Annotated in this window: 6 protein-coding genes; 4 read left to right on the plus strand and 2 right to left on the minus strand. The window is 40.6% G+C overall.

The genetic code is table 11. The features are described 5' to 3' along the window. Positions 1-1006: 1006 nt before the first annotated feature. The 3 genes from ACYQ21_RS04800 to pepO all read left to right on the plus strand — a co-directional run bounded on the left by ACYQ21_RS04800 (position 1007) and on the right by pepO (position 6910). The gene (locus tag ACYQ21_RS04800; protein ID WP_460055826.1) at positions 1007-3838 is read left to right on the plus strand and encodes a TOTE conflict system archaeo-eukaryotic primase domain-containing protein; all 2832 of its coding nucleotides are present in this window, start codon (positions 1007-1009) and stop codon (positions 3836-3838) included. A 164-nt stretch (positions 3839-4002) separates the two neighbouring features. After that, positions 4003-5034, plus strand: a complete 1032-nt coding sequence (locus ACYQ21_RS04805) for a Gfo/Idh/MocA family oxidoreductase (protein WP_460055828.1) — start codon at positions 4003-4005, stop codon at positions 5032-5034. Then, complete coding sequence (gene pepO, locus ACYQ21_RS04810) at positions 5027-6910, plus strand: endopeptidase PepO (protein WP_460055830.1); 1884 nt, start codon at positions 5027-5029, stop codon at positions 6908-6910. Before ACYQ21_RS04805 ends, pepO begins: the two co-directional genes overlap by 8 nt. 528 nt (positions 6911-7438) lie before the next feature. Here the strand turns inward: pepO and ACYQ21_RS04815 are convergent. Continuing rightward, entirely contained in the window at positions 7439-8104 is a 666-nt protein-coding gene (locus ACYQ21_RS04815) for an ABC transporter ATP-binding protein (protein ID WP_460055833.1), read from the minus strand. Between the two features lie 39 nt (positions 8105-8143). After that, positions 8144-9631 carry an ABC transporter permease gene (locus ACYQ21_RS04820; protein WP_460055835.1) on the minus strand — a complete coding sequence of 496 codons (1488 nt, stop codon included), beginning with the start codon at positions 9629-9631 and terminating at the stop codon, positions 8144-8146. A gap of 503 nt (positions 9632-10134) precedes the next feature. On the opposite strand from ACYQ21_RS04820, the gene rpoB reads away from it, so the two are divergent. Next, complete coding sequence (rpoB, locus tag ACYQ21_RS04825; protein ID WP_460055838.1) at positions 10135-13722, plus strand: DNA-directed RNA polymerase subunit beta; 3588 nt, start codon at positions 10135-10137, stop codon at positions 13720-13722. Positions 13723-13780 lie beyond the last annotated feature (58 nt).

The following is a 13780-nucleotide window of genomic DNA, read 5'->3' on the forward strand; positions in this document are numbered from 1 at the left end:
TCCTCCTCCCGTGCTTTGTAGTTTACCTTCTTCTGATTCAATTATATCGTATAGAACGAGAGTGCGCACTCGTTTTCATCACTATTTGATTCGCCGAGCGCAGCGAGTAGAAATGGAACTTAAAATGTACAGTTTTTCGCGAGTATAACAAATGGCTCTACTCTCAATCGCTGTGATTTCGGAATTAAAAGGGTTTCTGAACTGTTCGTAAATATACCATACTATTTAATAAATTATGTAATTTCCATGCCTCAATATCTATATTTTATTGACGATATTCTCAAAGCTTGGTATATTATAAAGAACGAGATAGTGTGTCAAATATCTTACTGAATAAAAATATATTAGGAGAAGTTTGAAAAAACTAATATTGTCAGTACACCCTAAAAAAGGGTGCACAAAAAACAATCGCCATTGTGTCCAAAAAATTAAGAAGTTAAAATCTTAAATCTGTGATTCTGAGCAAATCGAATAATTTATTAAACATTGAGTTGTTTTAGAACTATTTAGTATTTAATAATCTGCAAAATTTAAGTTTTAACACGTTTTTTACAAGAAAACGAACTCATAAGCAGTAAGCTTTAAAGTGGCTCAGATCGTTTCTTGAGATGATTTGGTGAAGTTAAAAATCGGAGATGTTTAGTTTTAAGAACATCAATCCTAAAAATTGGGAACACGATTTTTAGGATTGATGTTTTCCACCTAAAAAATTAGAGGAGACGAAGACATTGACTGCGAAGCTCTCTACAAACGAGTCGTTTATACAAACATAAGTTTTCGTGCTCAATGACACATTTAGTTGTTCTTGTAAAGCTAAGCTACACCTATAAATATGCAAGGTCGAAACAAGTTTCGCACTTATTCTCCTCCCCGTGATTTGTAGTGTATTTACGCTCCTCCAAGGATATTTTAACAAAAAATAGAAGAAAACTCCAAAATTGAAGCAACACTTTTTTTCATTCAGTGTTGTGCCTGAGTGCGGAGCACGAAAGGAATGATTATAAGTATGACAATTTTTCGATTGAGAGATGGTAGACAGCTTGAAATAATCCAACAATATGATGCCCTTTTAGGTGGAGACCCTTATTTTTTAGTAAGGGAGATATCAGAAGAAGGTCAATACATCGTGAGTCGCCAAGATCTTGAGCAAAATAGACTAAGAACAGACTTGTCAAATCAAGAAAAACTGGACTTATACATGAGCTATTTTCGAGGTCGTCCTGATGTTGTGGCACAATGGTATCAGAGTAAGAAGACGGGGAAAACTGGTTATGCACCAGTTTGTCGCATCAAGTTCAATGAACAGGCAGGTTGTCAACTCATGCAAGGCATGAAATGTGATGCTTGTCAGATTCGGCAATTTGCTCCCTATACGACAAGTCTTATTTCAGACCATATCAAGGGTGATGACCGAAACTTCTATGGGATTTATCCAATGTTGACAGATGATACAACTTATTTGTTAGTCATGGATTTTGATAAGGCAGATGCGGTCGAATCAGCTCAAGCGGTTGTGGCAACCTGCGAATGCAAAGGTATTGATTGCTTGATTGAACGCTCACGAAGTGGGAAAGGGATTCATCTGTGGTTTTTCTTTTCATCAAATCTACCAGCGATACTTGCCAGAAGATTTGGTAGTGCAATTTTGACGGCGACGCTGATGCTGCACCAAGGCGTTGATTTTTCGAGCTATGACAGGATGATTCCTATGCAAGATACCTTGCCAACTGGAGGTTTCGGTAATTTGATTGCCCTGCCCTTGCAATTTAAAAATGTGCAAGAAGGGCGTTCAACTTTTCTAACGAACACTTTTCAACCAATTATGGACCTCTGGGAACATTTGCTTGTCAAAAAACGCTATTCTGAAAAAGAGATTCTGAAGTTTACTGAGGCGATTGAAAGTAAGGCTGGCTATGAACTTTTTGACAAGTATTTTCAACTAAAAGTTTTAAAAAGAGAAGTAGCTTATCCCAAAGCAATCCGATGTATTGATGCGGGTGAGTTGGTGATTGCCAAAGAAAATCTATCCCGAAAAGAACAAATTCAGATTATGTATCTGGCGACATTTAAAAATCCAGAATTTGTCAAACGACAACGGATGAGAGTACCTATTTGGCAGGATAATATCCCACAGTTCATCACCAGTGCAAGAGAAGATGAGCAAAATATTTATTTGCCACGTGGTTTGACTGTCAAATTAAAGTCTGTCATCGCTAATATTGAATGGCAGGATATAAAATCTGTTGGTCAGACAATCCTTGTCGAATTTAATGGGACTTTACGTCCAGAGCAAGAGGAGGGTTTTCAGGCTTTAAGTCAAACAGACTTAGGGATTTTATCTGCTAGAACTGGCTTTGGCAAAACGGTTGTGAGCGCCAAGCTGATTGCTGAGCGCAAGACGAGTACGTTAATCATTGTGCATTTGGATAATTTGGTCAATCAATGGAAAAGTAGACTAGATGAGTTTTTAACCATTGAAACGGAACCCTTTGAAGAATTGACAAAAACAGGGCGAAAGCGGAAAAAAGAAAAAGTTGGCATTTTATCAGGTCAAAAGAACAAGCAGTCGAAGGTTGTTGATATTGTCACGATTGGTAAACTTGCTAAAATGGCAAATTTAGCTGATTTCTTTAAGGATTACGGCATGGTTATTGTGGATGAGTGTCATCATATTGCGGCGCCTTCTTTCGAGGCGGTTATTCGCCATGCCAATGTTAAACGTCTTTACGGTTTGAGTGCGACGCTACAAAGAAAAGATGGCTTAGAAGCGATTATTTTGATGCGATGTGGTCAAATTGTTTTTGAGAGTCAGAGGATACAGTCTGAAAATCTTTTGATTCAACAATACGTTTATCCACGTTATACATCCATTGGTGAAATCTCTTCTGAATTTTTACATGACACTTACACCAATCAGTTAAAACAGCTTTCTCAATCGAGTAGTCGGAATAAACAAATCGTTCAGGATGTCCTTGCACAAGTAAAGTCAGGCAGAACCATATTATTACTTAGTGAAAGGGTTGCGCATTTAAAAATTTTGTCAGAAATGATGCGTGAGGAACTTGATGAAATCCCCTTATTTGAGATGACGGGACAAGGTAAGAAAGTTGAAAATCGGGAAAAGATTGTCCAAATGAGTCAAATGAAAACGCCTTTTGTCTTATTATCCACCAGTAAATTTGCGGGAGAAGGCTTTGATTTACCTCAGCTTGATACTTTGATATTTGCTTTGCCATTTTCTTGGAAAGGCAATCAGCAACAGTATTTAGGCAGATTACAACGAAATTTATCTGAGAAAACTGAGCTACGTGTTTATGATTATGTTGATATTTCAGTGTCTCGATTTGCCAAAATGTATCAAAAAAGGCTTGCGACCTATCGTAAGCAAGACTACCGATTGGCGGAAGACGAATTTACCAGTGCCTACCAATCCAAAGTGTTTGATAGCCATAATTATCAGCAACCGCTTGAAAATGATCTGTTAAATGCCAAAAATAGCGTGAAAATCATCATGCCCAAACTCAATCTGCAATTGATTAGACGACTTGAACATGTTAAAGGAAAAGTTCAAATCATCACAAAAAATCCCGAAATTTTGCGAGGGAAGGTAAGAGAAGCGCAGAAGACATTGACTGAACTGCTCGCAAACCAATCCATACAAGTTATCTTCAACACCAAAATTCAACAGTCAATTTTAATCATTGATGCTGAAATTTGTTGGTATGGTAGCATTCAGTTTTGGGGCTATAAGGATCCTGCGGCGACAAGTATCCGATTTGTGAGTGAGAAATTAGCCAAGGAGTTGTTGGACGATGATGCTTTATCTAGCCATAAGTAATCGTGTGACAGAGATGCTAATTTTTTAGAGAGTTAATGAGCAAAATGGAAATAATAGGTTGGTTCAGTAAGTCATTGAGATGGGTCACATTTTTCTTTGACCAAAAATGTGACCTTACATAGCTAAATAAAGGAAAAACGCCAATTTTTTGATACAATATAGACATGAAAAAATTGAAAATTGCCTATGTTGGTTTTGGTAAATCGACTAACCGTTACCACCTCCCTTATTTGAAAATGCGAGATAATTTTGAGATTGCTCGTATTGTTACACCTACTTTGATGAAAAAACCTGAGGCGCAACTTGCTTTGGAAGCAACGGGAACCCTTTTTTCGACAGATATTCAGGATATTATTGCTGATAATACGATTGATTTGGTTGTTGTCGTCACACCGCCGCAGGCGCATTTTGCTTTAGCGAAACGGTTATTACAAGCAGGTAAAAATGTCTTGCTAGATAAGCCAGCCGTTGAAAAACTGTCTGAGATGCAAGAACTGGTATCGCTTGCCAATGCTGCCAATCTCTTTTTCATGCCTTTCCAAAATCGGCGTTTTGATAGTGACTTTTTGACGGTTAAAAAAGTGATTGAGACGGGTTATCTGGGGCGCGTGATTGATATCCAAGTCCACATGGATCATTTCCGACCTGATGACAGCATCGTCACAGGGTCAAATTTTAATGGGTCTTTTTATGGTCATGGTGTCCACTTGATTGACCAAATGGTCAGTCTATTTGGTAGCCCTGAGCAGGTGCAGTACGATATTAGAAGTACCCGCCAGCCTTTGAGTACAGTCGATGACCATTTTGCTGTGGAGTTATTTTATCCCAATCAACTCAAAGCGAGTGTCCATGCGACGGAGTCGGCATTGATTCCCTATCCTAAATGGATGATCCAAGGCACCCAAGGTACCTTCATCAAGCAAGATGTTGACCAGCAGGAAAATGACCTGAAAGCAGGCATCATGCCCGACACAATAGGTTTCGGTGAGGACAGCCCGCAAGGTTACGGCCATCTGACTTACCTCAACCAAAACGGCGACCGAATTGAGAAATATATCCCTTCTGAAATTGGGGATTACGGTCGGATTTACGATGCGGCTTACGAGACTTTGGTCAATGGTGCAGATAAGTTGATAACGGATGCGCAGATGTTGCGTGTCATTGAAATTTTAGAAGGTGGTTTTAAAAATGGTTAGAATTCAGGATGATTTATTTGAAGCAGTCAACGCTGAGTGGTTGGAAAAAACGGAAATCCCGTCAGATCGACCACGAATTGCAGCCTTTGATGAACTTGTGATTAACAATGAAAAAACGTTAATGCATGATTTTGCAACGATTCACGAATTTGACGAACCTGTCATGACTGAATTTGCAAAATTCTACAAAAAAGCAGGTGATTTTATTGAGCGTTTCGAGTTTGGAACAGAGCCTGTCAAACCTGAGTTGGAAAAAATCTCAGCCATTTCAGATTTTGATGAATTGACAAGTCAATTTGCGAATTTGATTTTAAATTCACAAGTGCCTGTACCGTTTGGCTTGTCAGTCGACACAGATATGAAAGATGCCGTGCATTATGCCTTGACTTTCTCTGGCGCTGGTTTGATTTTGCCTGATACGACGTACTATGCGGATGAACATCCACGTAAGGCTGAGTTGCTTGATTTTTATGTGAGCAATACAGTTGCGATTTTACGTGAGTTTGGTTTTTCAGAAAATGAGGCACAGCAAGAAGCTGACAACACGGTCAAATTCGATGCGATTTTAGCTCAGTATGTCAATACATCAGAAGAGTGGGCAAAATATGCTGAGCTTTACAATCCTATCGCCATCAGTGACTTCACATCACACATCAAGTCTGTCCCATTTGCCAAAATCATTGAAAGTTTAGTCGGTAAATTGCCTGAAAAAGTCATCGTGTATGAAAAACGTTTCTATGAAAACTTCGATCAAATCGTCAATGCTGCCAATTTTGAGCTGATTAAATCATGGATGTTGGTTAAATTACTGAGAGGCTCAACCCAGTATTTGTCTGATGAGTTGCGGATTTTAGGTTCTGATTTTTCACGCAAATTATCAGGGACATCTGAAGCGCGTAGCCAAGAAAAACACGCTTTTGATTTGGCGACCGGTCAGTTTTCACAAGCTGTTGGTCTTTATTATGGTCACAAATATTTTGGTGAAGCAGCCAAGGCTGATGTGAAACGGATGACCTCTGAGATGATTAAAGTCTATCAGGAACGTCTGGATAAAAATACTTGGTTAAGCCGTGCGACGATTGACAAAGCCATCAAAAAACTCGATGCCATGACCGTCTTTATCGGCTTCCCTGACAAATTACCAGAAATTTATCAGCAATTTACCGTGTCTCCTGACAGTCTTTATAGTAACATTGCCCGCTTTGATATCGCACGTAGTCATCATCATTATGCCAAATTCAACGAAGAGGTTGATAAGACTGAGTGGCACATGCCAGCGCACATGGTCAATGCCTACTTTAGCCCGGATAGCAACACCATTGTCTTCCCAGCGGCCATTTTGCAAAAGCCCTTTTATTCAGCAACGGAGCAGACGACTAGTCAAAATTACGGCGGTATCGGTGCGGTAATCGCCCACGAAATCTCTCATGCCTTTGATAATAATGGCGCCCTCTTTGATGAATTCGGCAATCTGAATAACTGGTGGACGGATGAAGATTTCAAAGCCTTTGAAGACAAGCAAGCGCTGATGATTGCCGAGTTTGACGGCCTAGAAATTGCTGGTGGCAAGGTCAATGGTCAACTGGTCGTTTCAGAGAATATCGCCGATGCCGGCGGATTGACCGCAGCCATGACCGCAGCGCTCAGAGAACCTGATGCAGATTTGAAAGCCTTTTTCATCCAGTGGGGAGAAATCTGGCGCCTCAAAGCCTCAAAAGAATACCAACAAATGTTGCTGTCAATGGATGTCCATGCCCCAGGTAAACTCCGTGCCAATGTGCAAGCTAGTAACTTAGATGAATTCTTTGCGACTTTTGATGTTCAAGAAGGTGACGGCATGTGGCGTGAACCTAGCGACCGTGTTAAGATTTGGTAATTGTTGATTAAAAATCTTGTTTTTTTCTTTAAGTAAGTTTAGAGAGGAAGGTGCAGGATTTTTTGTCTGGAAAAAATAGGGATAATTTTTGAAAATTTTGATAAAAGGCATATAATAAAATCGTGAATGTGTGATTAGGTGATTACTGATGGCAACGGCAGTTTTACGCTTTTTGCTCCCATTAAGGGTCTGTCCTCTCTGGCGATCAAGTATCTCAATTCTTATTTTGAACATGAAGGTTATATCGTGCCGCGAAAAGCCAGTCTGACAGTTTATTGAAGCTAAGAAACTGAGAAAGAACGCTTATTATGACTTGCTATTGGGGAAGGAAGATGTTGTTAAGAAAATTTTGGCTTCGCTTGATTAAAGGGACATTTTGACAAAAGAGGCTGGGAAGAAAGTCGGAAATCAGCATAATTTAGCTAATTTTAAAAGAGGCAAACTGCATAATCAGCGTTTTCAAAAACGAAATTTATGCGGTTTGTCTCTTTTAAAAACTTTTGTCCCAGACCTTTTATTTAGTTTGACTTAACTTTTTAACCGTTTATGAAAGACTTTATCTTTCAATTCATAGGTTACATCACTTTTTTTTGCGATATCATTGTCATGCGTGACCAAAATGACGATTTTCTTTTGCTCATGGGCAATTTTTTCAAATAAATTGATGATTTCTCGTCCTGTTTCTTCATCCAGATTGCCTGTTGGTTCGTCAGCGACGATGATATCAGCACCAGTTACCATAGCTCGGACGACAGCTACACGTTGCTGTTGTCCACCTGATAACTGCCCAACCTTTTTATGCTGTAAGTCTTCGGTAATCCCCACGGATTTAAGACTTTCAGTAATAAAATCCCGACGGTTTTCTTTTTTTTCACCACTAATTTCAAGTGCGCTGCTGACATTTTGATAGGCGGTCATATAAGTAAAGAGGTTATAGGCTTGGAAAACAATGGCAAGATGGTGTTTTCTAAATTGAGTTAAACCAATTTGACTCAAGCTTTTATCCTGATAAAGGATTTCGCCTTCTTTTGCTGAATCTAGACCAGAGATAAGCGATAGAAAGGTTGTTTTACCACTCCCACTTTTACCTAGAATAGCGTACATATTGCCAGCTTCAAATTGTAAATTAACGTTTTCAAATAAGGTATCTGCTTTGTCTTGATACCAGAAACCAAGTTTTTTTGTTTCTAACATTCGTTGTTCCTCCGATGATTTATCTCTTTATAATATGTTTTAATTGGTCGTCAGTATCGTTTTAGGTTCCAGTCTCAAAATACCGATAGAAGCGACAAATATCGCAATCAAAACAATGCCTAAAGCTAGAGCACCGAGTAGATAAATTGTTTTTGGTGTCATTTTGACATTCATCCGCTCAATCTGTTTGGCCTCTTGCTTACTTGGTGTAAATGGCCCGCCGAGATCACCCATGAAACCGCCACCGCCTTGGGGAGTAGTTGTATTTTGAGCTTGTTCCTGTTGGGTTGTGTTTTGTTGGTTTAGAAGTTGGTTACCGATGACATTACCGATGATATTTCCTGTTAAGCCAGCAAGGCTGACACTGACAAGCATAATCACGAAAAGTTCAATGAAAAATTGACCGATGATTTTTGCTTTGTTCTCACCCAAGCTCATCAAGACACCAATCTCAAAACGGCGTTCGCGAATACTTAAAATAACAATTAGACTAAGAATAATCACACCAGCAACTGCGACTAGAACGACGATATTCGTTGCAAAACTAGCGACATTGTTCAATGGTGTCAGCATTTGTTGATAGGCTTGGTCATTAGCAGATAAAGTCATGGTATCAGTATCCAATTTTTTGCTAGCAGATGCCACGAATTTTTCCATTTTTGCCGGATCTTTCAAGTAATAAACGGCGCTATCAATGGTTTGTTCGCTTGTATCTGTCGCCCCCTCCTTAAAGCTGTTGGTAAGCGTATAATAGCTGTAAATGGTATTGGCTGGATTAAGAGAACGCATTCTTTGAGCCATACCGTCTGCAACTTGTGAAGTCTCATAAATACCAACAATGGTCAAGTCACGTTCTGTACCATTCTCGTCTTTCAATTTAAAGGTGCTACCAACTTTCAGCTGATTGGCTGTGGCAAGTTGGCTCTCAATTGCAACATGATTAGTACCTTTGTCTTTTTCAGTGATGGCACGTCCAGAAGTTATTTTTGCTGTCCCATCTTGAAATGTCGGCAGACTGAGTAAATTGTTGACACCAGTTAAACGAAAATCTGGGTTCATGGCAACGGTACTTTTAGAGGTGTCTATCTCTTCCCCCATTTTACCACTCAAGTGCCCTTGTCCTTGTGCTGAATCATTACTTGAAGTGTCTGCGCTGCCCGTAATCGGTGTCATTCCAGTACCTGCAGCAGCACTTGCAGAAGTAGAAAAGGAATAATTTTTCACATCACTCATTTTTGAAACTTTTTCTGCCTGACTGAGCGGAACAGGTGTTTCCTTTATCCGCACAGGCGACCCATCAGCGCTGGCTGTTTCCAATGCTTTTTTCATCATCTTGTCACGGTCTACTGACAGCGTGACAGACGCACCGACTTCTTTTTTAGCATTTTCTGTCGCCTTAATAGCGGCTTGCCGAATGGTTAAGCCTGCTAAAACAAATACCATAATTGCTGTGAAAACGAGCATTAAGATAGCCGTTTTCCCCACTTTTGCTGTCAAATACAGCCATGATCTTTTGAAAAAATTCATTCATTCTACCTTTCAAATTGGCTCCGATAGAGCTATATAAATAAATGCTACAAGCACAAGTGTAAATGATTTAGCTTAAAGTTGCCTAAAGTTTCAAGAAAAGTTGACAATTTCCAATACAAGGACAATCGCTAATTTAGTAAATTTTAAGGCATCAAATCTGGTGGAAAGTTTCTGAAATTCTTGAATTTTATAGTAGAATATGGTAAACTATTCTAAAGAGTTTGTCGGCAAAATGCTAGGAAATATTGTCCCTAGTGCTTTGTGAGCAACGGGAAGTTTTATTTTCGTTGCTTTTTTTGACGTCTGAAGCAGTGAAAACTGCCATTTGTAACGCAAAAAAAATGTTTCTGAAAATTCTTAATATTTCCAGAAAGTAATACCGACAAACTAGAAAATGGTCAATGATGACAACATCAACTGACCACATTGCATATAATCCACTGTAAAGGTTATCTCTCACATCATAGCAGAGATGACCAGAAGTATTAGAGGAGAAGAACTTGGCAGGACATGACGTAGCATACGGCAAACACCGTACTAGACGCAGCTTTTCGCGAATCAAAGAAGTACTTGATTTGCCGAATTTGATCGAAATTCAAACCGACTCTTATCAACGTTTCTTAGACCAGTCGTTGGCTGATGTATTCAAAGAAATGTTACCAATCGATAACTTCGCAGGTACAAAAGACCTAGAATTTGTCGGTTATGAAATGAAAGAACCTAAATACACAATTGAGGAAGCGCGCGCACATGACGCCAACTACTCAGCACCATTATTTGTGACTTTCCGTTTGGTTGACAAAGAATCTGGCGAGTTGAAAACACAAGAAGTGTTCTTCGGCGATTTCCCACTCATGACAGAAATGGGGACTTTCATCATCAATGGTGCTGAACGTATCATCGTTTCTCAGTTGGTTCGCTCACCTGGTACTTATTTCCATCCAAAAGTTGACAAAAATGGTCTGGAATCATATGGACATACAACAATCCCTAACCGTGGGGCTTGGTTTGAGTTAGACACTGATGCCAAAGGTATCGGTTACGTCCGCATCGACCGCACGCGTAAATTACCATTTACGACAATCATGCGTGCCCTCGGTTTCGGCTCAGATGAAGCCATCTTCGAAATTCTTGGCGATAGTGAATTGACTCGCGCAACAATTGAAAAAGACATCCATAAATACGCTGGCGACACACGGACAGAAGAAGCCCTTAAAGACATCTACGACCGCCTTCGTCCTGGTGAACCTAAAACAGCTGACAGCTCACGTAGCCTGTTAACAGCTCGTTTCTTTGATCCACGCCGTTACGACTTTGCACCAGTTGGTCGTTACAAAGTTAACAAAAAATTAGCCCTTAAAAACCGTCTTTTGGGACTCACGCTTGCAGAGTCATTAGTTAGTGGTGAAACTGGCGAAATCCTAGTTGACAAAGACACAGAATTGACACGTGACGTGTTGGATAGCATCGAGACTGAACTTGATAATGGTTTGAACACTGTTACACTTTATCCGTCAGATGATGCTGTCATCACAGAACCAATCGATATTCAAGTTGTTAAAGTTTATTCACCAAAAGATCCAGAAAAAGTAATCAACGTGATTTCAAATGGTCAAATCGCACCAGAAGTCCGTCACTTAACACCTGCTGATATTATCGCAAATGTTAACTACTGGTTGGCGCTTAACGAAGGTATTGGTCGTGTGGATGATATTGACCACTTGGGTAACCGTCGTATTCGCTCAGTTGGCGAATTGCTCCAAAACCAAGTTCGTATTGGTTTAAGCCGTATGGAACGTGTCATTCGTGAGCGTATGAGTTCAGCTGATGACGAAAACATGACACCCCAATCTTTAATCAACATCCGTCCTGTAACAGCAGCTATTAAAGAGTTCTTTGGTAGTTCACAGTTGTCACAGTTCATGGACCAACATAATCCACTGTCTGAATTATCTCACAAACGCCGTTTGTCAGCCCTCGGACCTGGTGGTTTGACACGTGACCGTGCTGGTTATGAAGTACGTGACGTACATTATACCCACTATGGCCGTATGTGTCCGATTGAAACACCTGAGGGACCAAATATCGGGTTGATCAATAACTTGTCATCATTTGGTAAAATCAATGAATATGGTTTCATCATGTCACCTTACCGTCGTATTGACCGTGCTAATGGTGTCGTAACCAGCGAAATTCATTATTTGACAGCTGATGAAGAAGATAACTACATCGTTGCCCAAGCTAACTCACCATTAACAGAAGACAATAAATTCTCTGGTGAAACAGTTATGGCCCGTACACGTGGTAACAATATTGAAGTTGAAGCGGATAAAGCTGACTTCATGGATGTTTCACCTAAACAGGTAGTCGCAGTCGCAACAGCTTGTATTCCTTTCTTGGAAAACGATGACTCCAACCGTGCCCTCATGGGAGCCAACATGCAACGTCAAGCAGTACCATTGATTGATCCGCATGCACCATTTGTCGGAACTGGTATGGAACATCAAGCAGCGCATGATTCAGGTGCTGCAATCCTTTCTAAACATGAAGGAACAGTTGAATTTGTTGACGGTGGTGAAATCCGCATCCGTCGTACAACGGGTGAATTAGACAAATATACAGTCACAAAATACCGTCGTTCAAACTCAGGAACATCTTACAACCAACGCCCACTTGTTCAAGTTGGTGACAAAGTTGAAAAAGATGAAATCATCGGTAATGGTCCTTCAATGGAAGGTGGGGAAATGGCCCTCGGTCAAAACCCACTTGTTGCCTACATGACTTGGGAAGGGTATAACTTCGAGGATGCCGTTATCATGAGTGAACGTCTCGTTAAAGACGACGTTTATACCTCAATTGCCATCGAAGAATACGAATCTGAAACACGCGATACAAAGCTTGGACCAGAAGAAATTACACGCGAAATTCCAAACGTTGGTGAAGAAGCCATGCGTCATTTGGACGAGTTCGGTATCATTCGGATTGGTGCCGAAGTGAAAGAAGGCGACATTCTCGTTGGTAAAGTGACACCTAAGGGCGAAACTGATCCAACACCAGAAGAACGTCTACTTCGCGCCATCTTTGGAGAAAAAGCGCGTGAAGTTCGTGATACCTCACTTCGTGTGCCACATGGTGCCGATGGTATTGTCCATGATGTGAAGATTTTCCGTCGTGAAAATGGCGATGAACTTCAAACAGGTGTGAATACACTTGTTCGTGTCTTCATCGTTCAAAAACGTAAAATCCATGTTGGGGATAAAATGGCCGGTCGTCATGGTAATAAAGGGGTTGTATCCCGCATCTTGCCAGTAGAAGACATGCCTTACTTGCCAGATGGTACACCAGTCGACATTATGTTGAACCCACTCGGTGTCCCATCACGGATGAACATTGGACAAGTGATGGAGCTCCATCTTGGGATGGCTGCTCGCACACTTGGTATCCACATCGCAACACCTGTCTTTGATGGGGCGCGCGATGAGGACATCTGGAACACTGTTAAAGAAGCAGGCATGGCAGATGATGCCAAGACTGTCCTCTATGATGGTCGGACAGGCGAAGCCTTCGATAACCGTGTATCAGTTGGTGTCATGTACATGATCAAACTTCACCACATGGTTGATGATAAACTCCATGCCCGTTCAGTCGGACCTTACTCACTCGTTACCCAACAACCACTTGGCGGTAAAGCACAGTTTGGTGGACAACGTTTTGGGGAGATGGAAGTTTGGGCACTGGAAGCTTACGGTGCTGCTAATATTCTACAAGAAATCCTGACTTATAAATCTGATGACGTTGTTGGTCGTACCAAGGCCTATGAAGCAATTGTCAAAGGCGAAAAAATTCCTGCACCGGGTCTGCCTGAGTCATTCCGTGTCTTGGTAAAAGAATTGCAATCACTTGGTCTTGACATGAAAGTCTTGGACGTTGAGGATAATATCCTTGAACTTCGTGAATTGGATGATGATACGGATTCACATAACAACGACAAAGTCGAAGTGACCGTGGAAATGTTAGAAGCTCAAGAAGCCGTAGTTGCTGCGGCAGTTGGGGCGGAAGAAACAGCAATCGAAGAAGCTGGTCAATAACATTTCAAGCCGACATTTTTGAAATGAGTGTCAGAACAGTAAATCGAAAACAAAAGAG

The organism is Pseudolactococcus yaeyamensis, assembly GCF_054658615.1.